This window comes from Actinoplanes sp. NPDC089786, from assembly GCF_040684855.1.
Taxonomy (GTDB): Bacteria; Actinomycetota; Actinomycetes; order Mycobacteriales; family Micromonosporaceae; genus Actinoplanes.
Genome location: NZ_JBFBGU010000001.1, coordinates 772123 through 790339 on the forward strand (window position 1 = coordinate 772123; position 18217 = coordinate 790339).

Consider the following 18217-nt stretch of genomic DNA (forward strand, 5'->3'; position numbering starts at 1 on the left):
TGCTCAGCCGACCAGGGCGCGGAAGCGGTCGGCGGCGCCGTCGGTGACCGCGCGGCCGTGGCCGAAGACGACCACCTCGAAGTCGAGGGCGGCCAGCCGGCGCAGGCTCTCGTCGGCCACCGTCCGGTCCTCGGTCATCACGCCCGGGCTGCGCCGCACGGTCCGCCCGCCCGCGGCCGCGTCGCCCGCGAAGAGCACCCCGCCGGCCCGGTCGAGCAGGTAGGCGACGTGGCCGTCGGTGTGCCCCGGGGTGTGCACAGCGGTGAAGCCGGGCACCGAGGTCGCGCCGTCGGCGGAGAGCAACTCGTCCACCGGAGCGGCCTCGGCCGGCTTCATGAACCTCGAACTGAACCGCTGGAGCGGGGTCAGCGACGGGGCCGGCGCGCCCTCGATCGTCGGCGCGTCCAGCCGGTGGGCGATCACCCGGGCGCCGGACCGGCGGCGCAGCTCGGCCAGCCCGCCCACATGATCGGGATGACGGTGGGTGAGCAGGATCGCGGTGACGTCGCCGATCGCCCGGCGCATCTCGCGCAGCGCCTTGCCGAACTCGGCCGACCGGCCGGGCAGCCCGGTGTCGACCAGAACCACCCCGTCGTCGACCACCACGAGGTGGGCGTGCACATAGCCGACGCTGATCTCGAAGACCCCGTCCACGATCTCTCGCATGGGCGAATGCTCCCACGTCGGCGCAGGTTGACGCGGCTCCCGCGCGGCAGCGCCGCCCGTGGCGGAGAGCAGCAGGTCCACCGCCCGGGCCGGGACGAAGCCGGTTGCAGGTCGGGTGCAGGCGCTCAGCGATCGGCGCTCCGGGTCGATGCGGCAGATGAGGGCTCGAGGAGGATTGGGTGAATCGACTGTTTCGGCTGGGGCCGGTGCTACGGGCGCGCAAGGCCCAGGAGGACGCCGCCCGCGGCGCGGTGATCCAGTCCCGTCGGGAGATCAGGGAGGCGCAGCAGCTGGCCAAGCGGCGTGCACTCGACCTGACCGGCGCCGACGCGCCCACCGAGGGGACCGCGCGGGCCATGGTCGCGTCCATGGTCGCCCGGCAGTCGCTGGCGCAGAGCCTGACCAACGCCCACCGGATGGTCGCCGACGCCGAGGAGGTCACCCGGGAGAGGGTGGCCGAGCTCGCCGACGCGGCCAAGCGCCGGCGTGCGGTGGAGATGATGGCCGAGCGGCACGCCGACACGGTCCGCTCCCACGATCTCAAGGTCGACCAGGCCAACCTCGACGAGCTGGCGGTCACCATGAAGGCCCGCAACGCCGCCCGCGGACTGGACGGTCAGTCCGAGGAAAGGGCCAACCTGTTGCGTACGGGGGCCGGCACGGCCGCCGACCGGGAGGCCGTGAGCCGGGACGCCGCGCTCGCCGTGCACGCCACCCGCACCCAGCCGCTCGACCTCGCCGACGCCGCCCAGGCGATCGCCGCCCGCCGGGGGGACCTGGCCGAGGCGGTGCGCAAGGCCGAGCCTTCGCCGTCGGAGCCCACATGACGATGGGTGTCACGGGAGTCCTCTCCCGGATCTCCGAGTTGCAGTCGCAGCTCGGGCTGACGCCGACCGCGAACACCGCCACCACGGCCGCCAACCGCACCGGGTTCGCGAGCGCGCTCGCCGACGCCACCTCGTCGGGCGGCACCAAGGGCGGGGTCACCGGCGACCAGATCGTCACGTCCGCCAAGAAGTACCTGGGCACCAAGTACGTGTTCGGCAGCACCGACCCGAGCAAGGGGCTGGACTGCTCGGGGCTGGTGCAGCGGGCGTACCAGGACCTCGGCATCGAACTGCCCCGGAACTCGTGGCAGCAGGCCAAGTCGGGCACCGAGGTGAAGAGCCTCAAGGAGGCCAAGCCGGGCGACATCCTGGCCTTCGACTCGCCGGTCGACCACGTGGCCATCTACCTGGGCGGCAACAAGATGATCGCCGCCCCCAAACCCGGCGACCACGTCAAGATCCAGTCGGTGTACGAGACCCCGACGCACATCCGCCGGGTGGTCGGCACCGAGGCCGCCGCCGGGGCCACCGGGCTGAACGCCGCCGCCACGGTCCGCCCGGCCAGCCTGCAGAGCTCCGGCCAGCTGTCCGGTGTCCCGTACGGCGATCTGTTCGCCAAGGCCGGCGCCAAGTACGGCGTCTCGCCGAAGCTGCTCGCCGCCGTGGCCAAGGTGGAGTCGGGCTACAACCCGAAGGCGGTCAGTCCGGCCGGGGCGCAGGGCCTCATGCAGCTGATGCCCGGCACGGCCAAGGGTCTGGGCGTACACAACTCGTTCGACCCGGAACAAGCGATCAACGGCGCGGCCAAGCTGCTGTCCCGCAACCTGAAGGAGTTCAGGTCGCTGCCGCTGGCGCTCGCGGCCTACAACGCGGGCGGCGGGGCGGTGCACAAGTACGGCGGCATCCCGCCGTTCGCCGAGACCCAGGCCTACGTGCCGAAGGTGCAGAAGGCGCTCGCCGCCCTGGGCGGCTGATTTCCGAGGAGAACCTTATGAATACGCCGGGCTCCGTCACCGGTCCGGACCGCCGTCCGGCCGCCGATGTCACCCGCCGAGGCGCGTCCGCCCGCACCAGCGAGAGCGGCGGCGAGGAGTTCGGCACGGCCCTGTCGGCCGAACTCTCCCGCCCCGACACCGAACGCAACCGCCAGACCCAGGACCGTTTCGCCCGCAACCAGGCCGCCCAGTACACCAACGCCCAGCTCCAGGCCGCCCGCGACCGCAACACCACCACCCGCACCGCCCCCGGCCGCACCGCCGACCGTTCGGCCGCGGACCGCGCGGTAGCCGATCGTGCCGCGGCCGAGCGGGCCACCACCAGCCGCTCCCTGGCCGACCGCGCCGCGACCGACCGCGCGTCCGGCCGCGCCGCGGCGAACCGGGCCGTCGACCGTGGGGTAGCCGCCGATCGGGCCCTCGCCGGCCGTGCCGCCGCAGCCGATCGCGCCGCCGACCGGGCGTCGGCCCAGGAGCACCGGGCGGCGCCGCCGCACCACGACCGGACCGGCGCCGACCGGGCGGCCGGCCAGTCCGAGGCCCGGCAGGCCGCCGCCGAACGTTCACAGGCCCGGGCCGCGGCCCAGCGAACCACAGCCGACCGCTCCCACCCCGCCTCACCTTCCAGCTCACCGTCCGCGACCGAGCCGGCAAGCACCGAGGCCGCCGAGGCTTCCCAGGCCGCCCAGGCCGCCCAGGCCGCCCAGGCCGCCCAGGCCGCCCAGGCCGCGACCCAGGCTCAAGCCACCGCGGCCCCCGCCGCCTCCGTCGCGACCCCAGCGGGCGCCGCCGTGGAAGGCGTCGAGGCGTCCGGCGCGGCCGCCCCCGGCGCCGCGCCGGCCACCGCGGCAGTCTCCGCCCTGCCCACCGATCAGCCCACCGCCGACGGCACGCCGAGAGCGACCACCCCGATGCCGGACACCCCCGTCCAGGGCGGACCGATCGCTCCAGCCGGACCGGGCGCACCTGGCACCACCGCACCGACGGCCCCGTCCACCGCCGGCGCGACCCCGACCGGTCAGTCCACCGCCGGCCTCGCACCCGCCGCCCAGTCCGTCGCCGGCCGCACACCCGCCGGCGCGTCCATCGCGGGCCTCACCCCGGTCACCGCCGACGCCGCCCGCGCCCCCGGCCTCGCCGCAACCCCAGCCCCGCAAGGCGCATCCACCCAGGCCCCCACCACACCACCGTCGGCCACCGGGCCCGCCGCCGCAGAGGCACCTGCCGCCCAGCCCCCCACCGCATCAGCCTCCGCACCCTCCGCGCCCTCAGCCGCAGGGGCCACACCGCCCGTCACCGCCGAGTCCACCGCTGCCGCCGCACAGACCACCTCACCGCAGGCCGCCCAGGGCGTCAGTCCCCAGGCCGGCGCCGCAGTGGCCGCCGCCGCGCTGACCGACCCGTCCGCCGCGTCCCCCACCGAAGGCATCCCCAGCGCCACGCCCACACCCGCCAGTTTCCAGGCCGACCTGGCCGCCCAGGCGGACACGACGGCCGGCGTACCCGGAATCACCGCAGCCGCACCAACCGCACCCACCGCGCCCGCGGCCCCCACCGTCCCAACCGCCCCCGCCGCCCCACCACCCCACGTCCCCGTCCCCGGCAGCCCCGCCACCCAGGTGGCGATGCGCATCGCCCCGCTGCGCCTGGAGGCCGACGGCATCCACCGCCTGACCGTCAACCTGCACCCCGCCGATCTGGGCCCGGTCCAGGTCGTGGCCGAGATCCGCAACGGCCAGATCAACGTCCAGCTCTCCGGCTCGACCGACGCCGGCAACGACGCCCTGCGCAACGCCATGGACGACCTGCGCCGCGAACTGGAGCAGTCCGGTTTCGGCAACACCAACCTCGACCTGCGCCAGGGCCCGAACCAGCAGGATCAGGCGCGCCAGCAGTTCGCCTTCATGGACCAGGGCCGCCCCGGCGGCGGTGGCTCCGGCGGCGGGGCGTCAGCGCCCGCTCCGGCCGACGCGCCCGCCCCCACGCCGACGCGCCCGGCCCCCGACGACGGCCGACTCGACATCCAAGCCTGACGCCCCTTTGCTCTGCGCACCTATACGCACCCCGTCGATACCGCCACCAATCGGACGCCGCGCCGATGCGGGAGCGATCGGCATCGCATTTCCGCAGCTGGGAAGGGGGGTGAGTATGAGTGCGCAGAGCAGAGGGGCCCTCGCGGGCTGGGGGCGGGCCAGGGGCGGCGGGCGCGGCGGTCAGCTGGCGGCGATCAGCTGGCGCAAGGCGTCCCAGGCCTCGTCGGCGGTCACCCGCTCGTCGAGGCCCTGGCGCAGGAAGTCGGTGATCTGGGGCCACACCGCGGTGGCCCGGTCGGCCTCAGGGTTGGTGCCGGGGACGTAGGCGCCGATCTCCACGAGTTCGCGCACCTCGCGGTGGGCGGCCATCATCCGGCGTAGTTCGGTGGCGTCCGACTTCTGCTGGGGCGTGGTGATCTTGTTGGCCACCCGGGAGATCGAGTCCAGGGCCTGGATGCTGGGGAAGTGGCCGGCGGTGGCCAGCTTGCGGTCGAGGACGACGTGACCGTCCAGGATGGAGCGCGCGGCGTCGGCGATGGGCTCGTTGTGGTCGTCGCCCTCGACCAGGACGGTGTAGAGGCCGGTGATGCTGCCGCGGGCGCCGGGGCCGGCCCGTTCCAGCAGGCCGGCCAGCATCGCGAAGACCGACGGCGGGTAGCCGCGGGTGGCGGGTGGTTCGCCGACGGACAGGCCGACCTCGCGCTGGGCCATGGCCGCGCGGGTCACGCTGTCCATCATGAGGAGCACGTCCTGGCCCTCGTCGCGGTAGTACTCGGCGATCCGGGTGGCCACGGCGCCGGCGCGCAGGCGTACCAGCGGAGGGGTGTCGGAGGTGGCGATCACCACCACCGAGCGGGCCAGGCCTTCGGGGCCCAGGTCGTGTTCGATGAACTCGCGCACCTCGCGGCCGCGCTCGCCGACCAGGGCGACCACGTTGAGCTCGGCCGACGTGCCGCGGGTGATCATGCTCATCAGCGTGCTCTTGCCGACGCCGGAGCCGGCGAAGATGCCGATGCGCTGGCCGCGGCCGCAGGGTACGAGCGTGTCGAGCACCCGTACGCCCAGCGACATCGGCGCGTCGACCAGCTGGCGCTCCATCGCGGACGGTGGCGCGGCGTCGATGCTCACCAGGTCTCCGCGCAGCGGCGGGCCGCCGTCCATCGGGCGGCCGAGCCCGTCCAGGATCCGGCCGCGCAGGTCGGGGCCGACCGCCACGCGCAGGGGTCCGCCGGTGCTGACCACGGGCTGGCCGGTGCCGAGGCCGGCGATCGGGCCGAGTGGGAGGCAGGACAGGCGGTCGCCGTCCAGGGCGGCCACCTCGGCGTACACCGAGGACGGGCCTTCGCCGATCTCGAGCAGTTCGCCGACGCGGGCCTCGAGGCCGCCGACGGTGACCCGGAGGCCGACGGCGCCGGTGACCCGGCCGCGGGAGAGCGGGCGGGCGGCGGAGAGCGCGGCGTCGACGCGCGCGCGGAACAGGTCGCTCACAGCCGCAGGGCCTCCCGGGCACGGTGGACCGCCGCGGCGATGGACGCGTCGACGGTGGTGGAGCCGGTCTCGGCGATGGCGTCGCCGGGCCGTAGCGCCGGGTCGGGTCGCAGGTGGACGGCCCGTCCGGCGTAGTTGTGGTCGGCCTGGCCGGAGCCGCCGACCAGGTTCCGATAGTCGTCGGGGTGCAGGTTGACCACGATCTCGCCCTGGTCGGGGGCGGCCGCCATGGCCCGGCGCAGGGCGTCGGCGCCGCGGTGCTCGGGGTCGTCCAGGGTGCGCCCGACGATGGCCTCGGCCAGTTCGAAGGCGTGTGCCAGCACCGCCTCTTGCAGCTCGTGCAGGGTGGGCATGAGCTGGGTCTCCAGCCCGGTCACGGCGCGGCCGAGCGCGTTCACGGCCTGGCTGAGCGCGGCCGCCCGGCGCTGCTCGTGCGCGTTCTCCAGGGCGCGCGCCCGTTCCGCGGCGGCTTCGGCCTCCAGGGCGGCGGCTCGCTGGCCCTGCGCCCAGCCCTCGGCGTACCCGGCGGTCCGGGCCTGTTGTTTGGCCTTCTCCACCGGAGCGCTGTCCATCGGCGGCTCTCGGCGCAGGTCCGTGCCGAACCGCGCGGCCGCCGCCGATTCGGCGACGTTGCCACGCAGCACGGACGGGCGCTCGTCAGGCAATGAGTTCCTCCTGCTCGCCGCCGCGCTGGATCTCGATCTGGCCGGAGTCCTCCAGCGCGCGGATCACCGAGACGATCTTCTGCTGCGACTCCTCGACCATCTTGACCTTGACCGGGCCGAGGAGGTCGATCTCCTCGAGCAGGTTGTCCCGGCCGCGTTCGGACAGGTTGCCGGTGACCTTCTCGCGGACGTCCTCGCCGACGCCCTTGAGCGCGGTGGCCAGGTCGGACGGCTCCACCTGGCGCAGCACCAGCTGGATCGAGCGGTCGTCGAGGTTGATGATGTCCTCGAACATGAACATCCGCCGGCGGATCTCCTCGGCGATCTCCGGGTTGCGCGCCTCCAGCGCCTCCAGGATGAGCCGCTCGGTGGTGCGGTCGGCGCGGTTGATGATGTCGACCAGCGGTTGCAGGCCGCCGACGGTGGACAGCTCGTCGGGCTGGAGCACGGTGGACAGCTTGCGCTGCAACGCCAGCTCGACCTGGCGGATCACGTCCGGTGAGGTGCGGTCCATCACCGCGATGCGGTGCGCCACGTCGCTCTGGACCTCCGGCGCGAGGCCGGAGAGGATCGAGGAGGCGAGGGCCGAGGGTACGTGCGCCAGCACGAGCGCGATCGTCTGCGGGTGCTCGTACTGCACGTAGGAGAGCACCTGCCGTGGGTCGGCGTGGCTGAGGAAGTTGAACGGCATGTCGGTCATGGAGGCCTGGAGCCGGTCCAGGATCAGGTTGGCCCGTTCGGAGCCCAGGGACGCTTCGAGCAGCTCCCGGGCGTACTGCAGGCCGCCGGCGCCGGCGTGCTTGGTGGTGGCCATCGCGTAGAACTCGTCGATGACGTCGCCCACCACGTCGGGCTCCAGCTTGCCCAGCCGGGCGATCTCCGCGGACAGCTCCTCGACCTCGCCCTCGCTGAGCGCGGCGAGAACCCGGGTGGAGTACTCCTTGCCCATCCGCACCAGCAGGATCGCGGCCTTGCGCAGGCCAGTCATCGACGTCGTGCTCAATGCCGGTGTGGTCAACGTGGTCCTTCCTCAAACCGCGGGGGTGATGCCAGGAACTCCAAGGTCAGCGGCCCGCGCCCAGCCAGCCGCGCAGCAGGGAGGCCATCTCCTCGGGCTGGTCCTCGACCATCTGCTCGATCTCGCGCTGCCGCCCGTCGACCTCTTCCTGCTGCCGGTCGGGCACCGCCTCGATGGCCGGGCCGGGGATGACGGCGTTCAGCTCGGCCAGCCTCTGCGCCTCCAGGGCGGCCTGCATCTGCTCCAGGTGGGCGAGCTCGGACGGGCTCAGCGACTTGCGCTTCCTGGCGCGGCGGCTGGCCCGCCAGGCGAATAACAGCAGGAGCAGGACGACCAGGGCGAGCGCGGCCGTCTTGACCAGCGACTGCTGCTTGTCGGCGGTGGCCGCGGCGGACGACTCGGCGAGCTCCTTCTTGGCCGCTTCGGCGGCGCTGGTGTCGAACGGCATGGCCGCGATCGCCACCGAGTCGCCGCGGGTCGCGTCGATGCCGGCGGCCGTGCTGACCAGCTGCTGCACCTGGGCCGAGTCGACGGTCCCGGCCGTGGTCGCGTTGAGCAGCACGGCCACCGACAGCTTCTTCACGCCGCCGGGCGCGCTCTTGCGGACCTCGTCGACCTGGTTCACCGCGTTGTTGCGGGTCTGCTGGGTGTTCTCGTACTGGCCGGCGGCGCTGGTGCTGGTGTTGCCGTTGGGGACCTGGATGTTGTCCGGGCCGAGCACGCCGCCCTGCCCCTTGCCGTCGTCGCCGTTGTACGCCTCGCGGCTGATCTGCTCGGACAGCGCCGCCACGGACGGGTCCGAGGTGTACTGGCGGGATGTCGTGGAGGTCTGGTCGAAGTCGAGCTCGGCGGTCGTGGTGACCACGGCGTTGCCCGGTCCGACCACGCTGTCCAGCATGTTCTGCAGCGAGGTGTTGAGCCGGTTCTGGTAGGCCACGGTCTGCGAGTCGGCGCCGCTGTCGCCGCCGGTCGCCACCGCGGCGCCGCCGCCGGTGGAGAGGATCTTGCCGTCCGCGCCGGCCACCGTGACCTGGGTCGGGTCGAGGCCCTCGACGCTGGAGGCGACCAGGTTGACGATCGCCTGCACCTGCTGGTTGGAGAGCGGCTTGCTGGCCGAGGACTGGACCAGGACGGAGGCCGTGGTCTTGTTCTGGTCGTCGGCGAAGACGTCCTTCTGCGGGATGACCAGGTGCACGGTGGCGGCCTCGACGCCGTCGATCGACTTGATGGTGTTGGACAGCTCGCCCTCGAGCGCGCGCTGGTAGTTGGTGTGCTGCATGAAGTCGCTGGTGGTGATGCCCTGCTGGTCGAGCAGCGCGTAACCGGTGTCCGACTCCCCGGGCAGGCCTTCGCCGGACAGCGACAGCCGCAGGTCGTAGACCTGGTCCTGGGGCACCATGATGGTCTGGCCGCCGTTGGCCAGCTCGTACGGTGTTCCGGTCTTCTGGAGCGACTCGACGATCGCGCTCGCGTCCTTGCTCGACAGGTTGCTGAACAGGGCGGCGTACGACGGCTTGGACGCCCAGGTGGCGAAGAAGTAGCCGCCGACGGCGAGGGCGACGACCGCGAAGATCGTGACGGCCTTCTGTCCCGGGGTGAAGGACTTGAAGGCGTCGCTGACCTTGCGGACGGGCGCGGGGAGACGGTCCGTCATGACGTCAGGCCTGCATTCTCATGATCTCCTGGAAAGCCTCCAGGGCCTTGTTCCGGACCGCCATGGTCAGCTGGAGACCGAGCGCGGCCTCGGTCGAGGCCATGGTGTACTGCGCCGGGTCGGCGAGCGTGCCGTTGGCGACCTGCGTGGCCAGGTCGGACGCCTTCGTCTGAGCGGCCTGGACGCTCTCCAGGCCGGAGGACAACATGCCGGCGAAGTCGGTGCCGGAGGTGGATTCGGCGGCTTCGGCGCCCGAGGCGCCCGCGGTCTTGCCGATCTCGGTGACCTTGCTGAGCGCGTCCATCGGGCTGATCCCCGAGAATCCGCTGATCGCGCTGATCGGAGAGGTCATGATCAGGCCTTCCCGAGGTTGATCGCCGCGGTGTACGAGTCACGGGCGCGGTCGACCACAGACAGGTTCGCCTGGTACGCGCGCTGCGCCATGATCATCTGGGCCATCTGGCTGCCGAGGTCGATGTCCGGCCGGCGGACGTACCCCTCGGTATCGGCCAGCGGGTTGTCCGGCTCGTAGGTCAGCTTGCCCTCGGCGCTGCCCAACGCGATGCCGCCGACCTGGGCGCCGTTGCCGTCCTGGGCCTCCTGGGCCACCACGTACCGGGCCTGGAAGGCGTTCTCCGAGGTCCGGGTGACGTTGTCGATGTTGGCGATGTTGTCCGAGACGGCGTCCAGCCACTTGCGGTAGACCGTGACGCCGCTGGCGGCCACGCCGATCGCGTTGAAGGTGCTCATCCGGATCAGGCCCCCTTGATCGCGTCGCGGATCAGGCCGTACTTGCCGTCCAGCGCGCGGAGAGTCAGCTGGTAGCGCATCGTGGTGTCGATGTGCGAGAGCGTCTCCTCATCGAGGTTGACGTTGCTGCCGTTCAGCCGGGTCGGCTCGAGCGAGCGGGCCACCGACGGCGTCACCGACCGGGGTGCACGACCGTGCTCGACGGCGCTGCTCAGCGCCTCCTCGAACTTGACCTTACGGGCCTGGTAACCGGGCGTCTCGATGTTCGCGATGTTGTCCGCGATGGCGGTCTGACGGGCGGCCAGGCCGGCCACGGAGACCTTGAGCGAAGCGGTGGACACGTCGTTGAACACGGCTGATTCCCCTCGGTCGTGCAGGTCGCCGGTCCGTGGCGGTCGTTGAGCGATCCGTCGCTCGTACCATCCGAATCGGCGTGTTGAGGGATCCGCTTAGGGCCAATCGGTTGCCGCGTGGTTGCTACATCGCGCAGTCGAGATAGACCGGGCGCTTGGACGCCTCACCGGTCTCGATCCGGGAGTTCATCGCCATCTGCTGGCGGGTGGCGACCATCCGGCGGGCGATCTCCTCGGCCGCGCGCAACTGGCGGGTGAGGATCTCGTCGGCCCGGGGCCGCAGCTCGAGCGGGAGGGCGCCGAGCTCGGTCGGCGGCTTCCACAGGTCGGCCGGCGGGTGCTGGGCGTGCCGGTGCTCGTCGGTCAGCATGGCTTCGGCCGCCGCGACGTCGAGTTCCATCTCGTCGAGCGCGGCGACCCACGCTTCCCGCCAGTCCCCAGTCACAAAGGTGATCCCTTACGTCTCAGTTGGTCGCCTGAGCCGCGGCCTCGCGCCACGCGTCGCGCAGCGGTTCGACCAGGCGCCGGCAGGCGGCCACCCGATCGGCGTCGCGCTTGATGTTGGCGCCGATCAGCTCGGTGACCAGGAAGCCGTACAGGTTGGCCAGGCCGGGCGCGCCGGACCAGGCGTCCAGGTCCAGTGTCGTACGCAGCTCCAGGATGATCTCCTGGGCGTGGGTGAGTTTGTCGGCGGCGACCTCGCGGTTCCCCGTGCGCACCGCTTCCTCACCCTGCACCAGGTCGATCACCAGGCGGTCGTAGAGCATGACCAGCAACTTGCCGGGCGAGGCAGTGTTGACCGAGTCCGCCAGGTAACGGTCGCGCAGTGCGGGAGAAGACATTGGATCCCTTGGGTCGGTGTCAGCCGAGCTGACTGGAGAGGTAGGAGGACTGCGACTTGAGGTTGCTGAGCGCGGTCTCCAGGGATGCGTATTGCTTGGTGAGGGCTTCGCGACGCTGATCGAGCCGCACGTCCCAGTGGTCGATCTGCGCGTTCATCGAGTCGATGAACGACTTCCGTCCGGTGATCGCGTTGGTGATGTTGGCCGTCTGCTTCTGCGAGACGGCCTTGAACGTGTCCGCCATGCCCATGCCGGCGTTCTTGATCTTGTCCGGGTCGGCGGCGTACGACGCCTCGAACGCCTCCTTCGCGAAGGTGAGCGTCCCGTCCTTCTCCAGCTGCACGCCGAGCTTGCTGAGGCTGCCGATATCGGCCTGGCCCTGGCTGACCGCGCTCATCACGGACTGGCTGATCTGCCGGACCATGAATTCGCTGGAGAGGGCGGCGCCGGACTTGGTCGTCGCGTCGTACTTGGTCTGCTTGGTGACCTCGCTGATCACCGCGTTCGCGGCGTCCACCATCGCCTTGATCTTGTCGGTCATGCCCCCGATGTCCGAGGTGACGCCGATCGTGACGTTGTTCTCCTCCTTGGTGGCGGTGAGCGTCACGCCGGTCATCAGGTCGGTGAACGTGTTGGTGCTGCTGGTGACCGTGTAGCCGCCGTCCTCGTCGGCGCCGCCGACCTGGAGCATCGCGTCCTGGGCCACGGCGGCGGTCTTCAGGTCGGCGTCGAGGCCGCCGACGGTGAAGCTGCCGGCGACGCCGGTCTTGGCCGCGGTCATCTGCAGCACGCTGTCGCCGGTGCTGGTCTTGACCACGGACGCCTTGACGCTGAGGCCGGCGCCGTTGATCGCGTCCGAGATGCCCTGGGCGTTGCGCGGCTGGTCGGTGAGGTCGATGGTGACCGGGTCGCTGCCGTCGTCGAAGCTGATGGTGATGCTGCCGCCGGGGGCGAGGTCGGCATCGGAGTCCACCCGGGCGGTGGAGATCTGGGCCTTCGCGAGCTGCTTGACGTCGAAGGTGAGGCTGCCGGTCTGCGTGGCCGCGGCGTTAGGGGTGGCGGCGGCGGTGACCGAGGTGGACGACGAGGTCGGCTTGATCGAACGCCAGGTGGCGGGCTTGGCGAGATCTTCCGACGCGGTCTTCAGAGCGGCGAGCTTGGTGTTGACCGACTGGTAGGAGGTGACCATCGACTCCGCGCCGGAGACCTTGGTCTTGAGGCGGTTCTGCGGCGCTGCCTCGATCTGCATGAGCTGGCTGATCATCGAGGAGGTGCTGAGGCCGCTGACCAGGCCGTCAACAGTGCTGCCCACGGTGCGCCCCTTTCTGTCGGTCGTGGTGGTGCCGGTGACGCTGGATGTGCCGAGGGCGGCCGGCGCCGTCTGCCAGCCGCCCTCAACCTGTTCGGTCGTGCGTCGTATTCAGTTAGCCCGCGCCGGTTGCCAATCGGTTAGCGGAGCAGCGAGAGCACGTTCTGCGACGCCTGGTTGGCCTGCCCGAGCATCGACGTGCCGGCCTGGGTCAGGATCTGGCTCCGGGTGAAGGAGACCATTTCCTGCGCCATGTCGGTGTCCCGGATCCGGGACTCCGACGCGGACAGGTTCTCCACCGAGACGTTGAGGTTGTTGATGGTGTGCTCGAACCGGTTCTGGGCGGCACCCAGCGTGGACCGCTGCTCGGAGACCGTCTCGATGGCGGCGTCGATCGTGTCGATGGCAGCCGCGGCGCCGGTGGTGAGGTCCAGGCTGTCGATACCCAGATCCGCGGCGCTGACCTGGTCGATGGTGACGGTTACCTTCTCGCCGGTGTTGGCGCCGATCTGGAAATCCTTGGCCGTGAAGGAGCCGTCCAGCAGCTTGGTCTTCCCGAACGCCGTGTCGGTGCCGATCTGGTCGAGCGCGGAACTGAGCTCCGCGAACTCAGCCTGCGCCGCTTCCTTGGCCTTCGGGTCACTGGCGCCGTCGTTCGCCGCCTGCACCGACAGGTCACGCATGCGTTGCAGCACGGAGTGCACCTCGTTCAGGGCGCCTTCAGCGGTCTGTGCGACGCTGATGCCGTCCTGGGCGTTGCGGACGGCGACCTTGAGGCCACCGACCTGGGCGCGCAGGCCCTCCGAGATGGAGAGGCCGGCCGCGTCGTCGGCCGCCCGGTTGATGCGGAAACCGCTGGACAGCTTCTCCAGCGACTTCGACATCTGCCCGTCGGTGATCGACAGGTTCCGGTAGGAGTTCTGCGCGGCGACGTTCTGATTGATGCGAAGACCCATGGGGTTTTCCTCCTTGATGAGGGTCTGGTCCGGGCTCGTCCATGAGCCCTTGGCGTACGCCCTGAGTGATCGGACGGTTGCCATCAGTCATGAGAAGTATCCGAGACTTGTTCGCACCTGTTCTCGAAACCGCGGAAAACGGGTCGCACCGGACTGCAACCCGATGGAGCCCAAATCCTCAGAGAGGCGCCCTCCGTTGCCGACCTGTCCGGTAGCGGGGGAGAAGCCTCCGCGGATGGAGGACCGGCGTGAGCCTTACCGACCTGTCCAGCGTCCTGTGGCGGTCCCGCGAGTTGCTCGAGTTGCTGCTGTTCAAGCTGGAGGAGGAGCAGTTGCTCCTCGCGGCGAACCGGTCGCGCTGGCTGTCGCACGCCACCCGCGAGGTCGAGGTGGTGCTGGACCAGATCCGGCAGACCGAGGTGGCTCGTGCGGCGTACGCGCAGGCCGTGGCCTCCGAGCTGGGCCTGCCGGTCGAGGCGTCCCTGGGCGAGCTCGCCGACGCCGCCCCGGACCCCTGGTCCGAGCTGCTTCACCAGCACCGTAAGGCATTCCTGACGCTGACCTCGGAGATCAGCGCGATGGCCGAGGCCAACCGGGACCTGCTCACCGCCGGTCAGCGCGCAGCTCGCGAAACGATGCTCGCGTTCGCCGGAACCGTGGAAACGTATGGCCGGCAAGGACAGACCGTCACCGGCGGCGTGCGCCGCCCCAGCCTGGTGGACGAGGCGATCTGATGGCAAGCAGCTTCGGGGGCATCAACACCGCTCTGACCTCGCTCTACGCGCAACGTCGCGCCCTGGACGTGACGGGTCAGAACATCGCGAACGCGAACACCGAGGGCTACACCCGGCAGCGCGCCGAGATGCAGTCCCAGGTGGGCTCGCTCTCGCCGGCCATGTACGCCAGGACCGACGGCCTCGGCACCGGTGTCGCGGTGTCCGACGTGCAGCGGCTGCGCGACGAGTTCATGGAGAACCGGGGCCGCGCCGAGCACGGCAAGAGCGCCTACCTGGCCCAGCAGACGTCCGCCTACGGCTCCATCGAGGACGTGTTCGCCGAGCCCGGCGACACCGCGCTGGCCGCACAGCTGCACGACATGTGGGGCGGCTGGAACGACGTGTCCAACAACCCGCAGCTCGCCGCGACCCGCTCGACCCTGCTCCAGCAGGCGTCGACGGTGGCCGACGGGCTCAACTCGGCCCACTCGTCGCTCGCGTCGCAGTGGTCACAGTCCAGCACCCAGCTGGCCGCGTACACCAACGAGGTCAACACCACGGCCGACTCGATCGCCCAGCTCAACGACAGCATCGTCAAGGCCAAGGCCACCGGCCTGACCGTCAACGAGCTCGAGGACCGCCGCGACCTGCAGGTGATGAAGCTGTCCGAGCTGGCCGGGGCCACCGCGTCGGCACGGGCCAACGGCGCGGTCGACGTGTTCGTCGGCAACTCCACTCTGGTCAGTGAGTTCACCACCCGGAAGCTGGAGGTCTCCGGCGCCAAGCGGCTGGACGACCAGAACTCCGACCCGATGACGCTGCGCTGGGCCGACACCAAGACCGCGGTGCAGGCCGGCGGCACGATGGGCGCGATGGCCGACACGATGACCACGATCATCCCGGCCATCTCGGACGCCCTGGACTCGGTGGCCAAGAACCTCGCCGACAAGGTGAACACCCTGCACGGCGGCGGATACAGCAAGGACGGCAGCACGGGGCTGGACTTCTTCACCAGCAGCAGCGGCGGCGACATCACGGCCGGCACGATCCGGCTGAACATCACCGACCCGGACCAGGTCGCGGTCTCCGGCACCGACGGCACCTACGACAACTCGATCGCCGACCAGATGGCCGACCTCGGCGAGTCGATCGACGGGCCGGACCGCGAGTACCAGGGCATGATCGGCCAGCTCGGCGTGGCCGCGCAGGCGTCCGGCCGGCGCAACGACATCCAGGCCACGGTGACCGAGCAGGTGGACGCGTCGCGCGAGGGGCAGTCCGGGGTCAACCTCGACGAGGAGATGACCAACCTGCTGACCTATCAGCGTGGATACGAGGCGGCGTCGCGCGTGCTGACCACCATCGACTCGATGCTCGACCAGCTCATCAACCGCACCGGACTGGTCGGAAGGTAAGGAGTAGAACGTCATGGCGATCGGCGGACGCGTCACCGAGGGCAGCATCCACACCCGGGTGCTGGCCAACCTTCAGCGGAACATCGCGAAGGGCGAGAAGATCCAGGAGCAGTTGTCCAGCGGCAAGACGATCAACCGCCCGTCGGACTCACCGACCGGCACGGTGTCGTCACTCCAGCTGCGCGGCGAGGTGCGGGCCAGTCAGCAGTACGCCCGCAACGCCGACGATGGCCTCGGCTGGCTGGGCACGCTCGACAACACGCTGTCGACCGTCTCCTCCCGGACCATCGCGGCGCGCGACCTCGTCGTCCGCGGCCTCAACCAGGGAGCCAACGACCCGACCACCAACGCTGCGATCGCGTCCGAATTGGATCAGATTCGCGAGCAGCTCGTCGGGTATGGCAACACCAAGTACATGGATCGTCCGGTGTTTGGCGGCTCGACCGCCAGTGAGGTCGCGTACGACCCGGACGGTACCTTCGTCGGCGACACCGGCACCACCTCACGGACCGTCGGCGCCGGCGCCAAGGTGCGCGTCGACGCCACCGGCCCGGAGGCCTTCGGCGAGGGAGATACCCAGCTCTTCAAGGTTCTGAAGGATGTCGCCGATTCCATTCGGGCCGGTGACACCACTGCGACTGCCGCGAACCTGGAGAAGCTTGACGCCGCGCACAATCTCGTGAAAACCACTCTTTCGGATGTTGGCGCTCGTTACAATCGGCTTGAAGGGATGAAGCAGTCCGCACAGGATCGATTGCTGACCGTGACGTCGCAGCTGTCCGATATCGAGGATGTCGACCTGCCGAAAACGATCATGGAGATGCAGCTTCAGCAGACCTCGTACCAGGCAGCTTTGGCCGCCTCGGCCAAGGTGATCCAGCCCTCGCTCATCGATTTCTTGAGGTGACCATGAGCACGCAAGCAGTCTCTCGAACGCACGGGGATCAGATGATCACGACTATTCCCACGATCCACCTGGCCGCCCCGATGCCGGGCTTCCCGGCGCACACCCGGTTCGCTCTCGTGCGGCTCAACGACGAAGGCCTTCTCTACGCCTTCACCTCGCTGGACAACCCGGAGCTCCGCTTCCTCGTGGTCCCGCCGGACCCGTTCTTCGAGAACTACACCCCGGAGATTCCGGACGAGTCGCTCGCCCTGCTGGGCTACCCCGAGGCCGAGGACGTGATCACGATGCTGGTGATCACCGCCGGCAAGGAGGCCACCGCGGCCAACCTGATGGCGCCGATCGTCATCAACACGGTGAACCGGATGGCCCTCCAGGTCGTACTCGCGGGCACGGAGATGCCGGTGCGCGCGATCCTCAACAAGAAGTAGGCGTCGGGCCGGTCCTGTCCACGGATGGAAAGGGGCATCGGTGCTCGTGCTGACCAGACGGGCCGGCGAGAGCGTGATGATCGGCGACGACGTCGTCATCACCGTTCTCGAGGCCCGGGGTGATGTGATCCGGCTCGGCATCCAGGCGCCACGGGACGTGCGCGTGCATCGCGAAGAGGTCTATCGCGAGCTGCAGGCGGCCAACCGTGAGGCGGCCTCGCCCACCGACGCGGTGGTCGACGAGCTTTCCCGGACACTGCGGCCACCGTCCGAACCGGACGGTCCGCAAGACAATCGGTAACCACGAAAAGCGCCCCGCCGGAACCGGCGGGGCGCTTTCGCGTCTGTGTGAGGCGTCAGGCGATCGGGGCGCCGCGCGCCGCCATGAACCGGATCGGGTCGATCGCGTTGGCGTGCGTGGCCGGCGTTCCGGTGTGGACCTCGAAGTGCAGGTGCGGGCCGGACGACGAGCCGGACGTGCCGACGTACCCGAGAAGCTGGCCGGTGGCCACGGTCTGGCCGACGACCACCGACGGCTTGCGCACCATGTGGCAGTAGCGGGTCACGTAGTTCAGCGCGTGCTGCACCTCGACGTACCAGCCGCAGCCGGAGATCGAGCGGCTGCCGTCCACGTCGCAGTTGTTGGTGGAGGCGTTGCAGACCACCCGGATCACCTTGCCGCCGTTCGCGGCCCTGATCGGGGTGTTGCGCGCGGCGCCCAGGTCGACACCGTCGTGCGACGGGCGGGTCACGGTACGGAATCCACTGACCAGCCCGGCCGACACCGGCTGGGTCCAGGTCTTGGACACCACGGGCGCAGGCGTGGTCGTCGAGGTCTTGGGGCAGGTCGGGATCGGGAACACGGCGCGGGCGACGTAGGCGTCCGCGACCCAGTAGTTGTTCGCCAGCTTGTCCCAGAGGTTCGTGGTGCGGACCGTGCCGTGGATCGTCTCGGCGCGAACCTGGCAGACGATGGAGAGCTTGCCGCCGTTGGGAACGGTGCCGGCCAGCTTGCCGGCGGAGGCGGGTGTCACGCGCATGTTGAGCGCGGTGCCGCCGGTCTTGGCGGTGCCGATGCCGGCCACCTTCGGGGCGGCGGCGGCGGGACCGGCCGCGCCCAGCACACCGGCCAAGATGCCGGCGGCGGCGAGCAGCGTGGTGGAGACGCGGCGCTGATGTCGGGCCTTCATGGGCT

At 70.7% G+C, this 18217-nt stretch carries 21 protein-coding genes; 8 read left to right on the top strand and 13 right to left on the bottom strand.

Annotated features, from left to right (window positions below; genetic code table 11):
- Positions 1-3: 3 nt before the first annotated feature.
- The gene (locus AB0O15_RS03710) at positions 4-666 is read right to left on the bottom strand and encodes an MBL fold metallo-hydrolase (protein ID WP_364313556.1); all 663 of its coding nucleotides are present in this window, start codon (positions 664-666) and stop codon (positions 4-6) included.
- Between the two features lie 179 nt (positions 667-845).
- Between AB0O15_RS03710 and AB0O15_RS03715 the strand changes: the two genes are divergently transcribed.
- From AB0O15_RS03715 to AB0O15_RS03725, 3 genes are read left to right on the top strand one after another with little or no spacing between them, the layout of a single operon-like run.
- Entirely contained in the window at positions 846-1493 is a 648-nt protein-coding gene (locus tag AB0O15_RS03715) for a hypothetical protein (RefSeq protein WP_364313559.1), read from the top strand.
- Complete coding sequence (locus AB0O15_RS03720; protein ID WP_364313561.1) at positions 1490-2467, top strand: transglycosylase SLT domain-containing protein; 978 nt, start codon at positions 1490-1492, stop codon at positions 2465-2467. The genes AB0O15_RS03715 and AB0O15_RS03720 overlap by 4 nt, the downstream gene beginning before the upstream one ends.
- Before the next feature lie 17 nt (positions 2468-2484).
- Positions 2485-4521, top strand: coding sequence for a flagellar hook-length control protein FliK (locus tag AB0O15_RS03725; protein WP_364313563.1), 2037 nt, complete (start codon positions 2485-2487; stop codon positions 4519-4521).
- A gap of 180 nt (positions 4522-4701) precedes the next feature.
- Here AB0O15_RS03725 and AB0O15_RS03730 read toward each other — a convergent pair whose 3' ends face one another.
- The 11 genes from AB0O15_RS03730 to AB0O15_RS03780 all read right to left on the bottom strand — a co-directional run bounded on the left by AB0O15_RS03730 (position 4702) and on the right by AB0O15_RS03780 (position 13556).
- Positions 4702-6009 carry a FliI/YscN family ATPase gene (locus AB0O15_RS03730; protein ID WP_364313565.1) on the bottom strand — a complete coding sequence of 436 codons (1308 nt, stop codon included), beginning with the start codon at positions 6007-6009 and terminating at the stop codon, positions 4702-4704.
- Positions 6006-6674 carry a FliH/SctL family protein gene (locus AB0O15_RS03735; RefSeq protein ID WP_364313568.1) on the bottom strand — a complete coding sequence of 223 codons (669 nt, stop codon included), beginning with the start codon at positions 6672-6674 and terminating at the stop codon, positions 6006-6008. The genes AB0O15_RS03730 and AB0O15_RS03735 overlap by 4 nt, the downstream gene beginning before the upstream one ends.
- On the bottom strand, positions 6667-7662 hold the full coding sequence (fliG, locus tag AB0O15_RS03740; protein ID WP_364313571.1) for a flagellar motor switch protein FliG: 996 nt from the start codon (positions 7660-7662) through the stop codon (positions 6667-6669). The genes AB0O15_RS03735 and fliG overlap by 8 nt, the downstream gene beginning before the upstream one ends.
- 76 nt (positions 7663-7738) lie before the next feature.
- Complete coding sequence (fliF, locus tag AB0O15_RS03745) at positions 7739-9346, bottom strand: flagellar basal-body MS-ring/collar protein FliF (protein ID WP_364313574.1); 1608 nt, start codon at positions 9344-9346, stop codon at positions 7739-7741.
- Between the two features lie 4 nt (positions 9347-9350).
- Entirely contained in the window at positions 9351-9698 is a 348-nt protein-coding gene (gene fliE, locus AB0O15_RS03750; RefSeq protein ID WP_364313577.1) for a flagellar hook-basal body complex protein FliE, read from the bottom strand.
- A 2-nt stretch (positions 9699-9700) separates the two neighbouring features.
- Complete coding sequence (locus AB0O15_RS03755; RefSeq protein ID WP_364313579.1) at positions 9701-10096, bottom strand: flagellar basal body rod C-terminal domain-containing protein; 396 nt, start codon at positions 10094-10096, stop codon at positions 9701-9703.
- A gap of 5 nt (positions 10097-10101) precedes the next feature.
- Entirely contained in the window at positions 10102-10449 is a 348-nt protein-coding gene (locus AB0O15_RS03760; protein WP_364313582.1) for a flagellar basal body protein, read from the bottom strand.
- Positions 10450-10573: 124 nt separating this feature from the next.
- The gene (locus tag AB0O15_RS03765) at positions 10574-10894 is read right to left on the bottom strand and encodes a hypothetical protein (protein WP_364313585.1); all 321 of its coding nucleotides are present in this window, start codon (positions 10892-10894) and stop codon (positions 10574-10576) included.
- Between the two features lie 19 nt (positions 10895-10913).
- Complete coding sequence (fliS, locus tag AB0O15_RS03770; RefSeq protein ID WP_364313587.1) at positions 10914-11291, bottom strand: flagellar export chaperone FliS; 378 nt, start codon at positions 11289-11291, stop codon at positions 10914-10916.
- A 19-nt stretch (positions 11292-11310) separates the two neighbouring features.
- Positions 11311-12603 carry a flagellar filament capping protein FliD gene (fliD, locus tag AB0O15_RS03775; RefSeq protein WP_364313590.1) on the bottom strand — a complete coding sequence of 431 codons (1293 nt, stop codon included), beginning with the start codon at positions 12601-12603 and terminating at the stop codon, positions 11311-11313.
- A 137-nt stretch (positions 12604-12740) separates the two neighbouring features.
- The gene (locus AB0O15_RS03780; protein ID WP_364313593.1) at positions 12741-13556 is read right to left on the bottom strand and encodes a flagellin; all 816 of its coding nucleotides are present in this window, start codon (positions 13554-13556) and stop codon (positions 12741-12743) included.
- 248 nt (positions 13557-13804) lie between these two features.
- Between AB0O15_RS03780 and flgN the strand changes: the two genes are divergently transcribed.
- The 5 genes from flgN to csrA are packed head-to-tail and all read left to right on the top strand — an operon-like array spanning position 13805 to position 17323.
- Positions 13805-14290 carry a flagellar export chaperone FlgN gene (gene flgN, locus AB0O15_RS03785; RefSeq protein ID WP_364313596.1) on the top strand — a complete coding sequence of 162 codons (486 nt, stop codon included), beginning with the start codon at positions 13805-13807 and terminating at the stop codon, positions 14288-14290.
- The gene (gene flgK, locus AB0O15_RS03790) at positions 14290-15687 is read left to right on the top strand and encodes a flagellar hook-associated protein FlgK (RefSeq protein ID WP_364313598.1); all 1398 of its coding nucleotides are present in this window, start codon (positions 14290-14292) and stop codon (positions 15685-15687) included. The genes flgN and flgK overlap by 1 nt, the downstream gene beginning before the upstream one ends.
- A gap of 13 nt (positions 15688-15700) precedes the next feature.
- On the top strand, positions 15701-16594 hold the full coding sequence (locus AB0O15_RS03795) for a flagellin (RefSeq protein WP_364313601.1): 894 nt from the start codon (positions 15701-15703) through the stop codon (positions 16592-16594).
- Positions 16595-16635: 41 nt separating this feature from the next.
- Entirely contained in the window at positions 16636-17022 is a 387-nt protein-coding gene (locus tag AB0O15_RS03800; RefSeq protein WP_364313603.1) for a flagellar assembly protein FliW, read from the top strand.
- A gap of 40 nt (positions 17023-17062) precedes the next feature.
- A complete protein-coding gene (gene csrA, locus AB0O15_RS03805; protein WP_364313605.1) occupies positions 17063-17323 on the top strand; it encodes a carbon storage regulator CsrA in 261 nt (86 codons plus the stop codon).
- 55 nt (positions 17324-17378) lie between these two features.
- Here the strand turns inward: csrA and AB0O15_RS03810 are convergent, their stop codons facing one another.
- Positions 17379-18212, bottom strand: a complete 834-nt coding sequence (locus AB0O15_RS03810; RefSeq protein ID WP_364313607.1) for a peptidoglycan DD-metalloendopeptidase family protein — start codon at positions 18210-18212, stop codon at positions 17379-17381.
- Between the last annotated feature and the right edge of the window lie 5 nt (positions 18213-18217).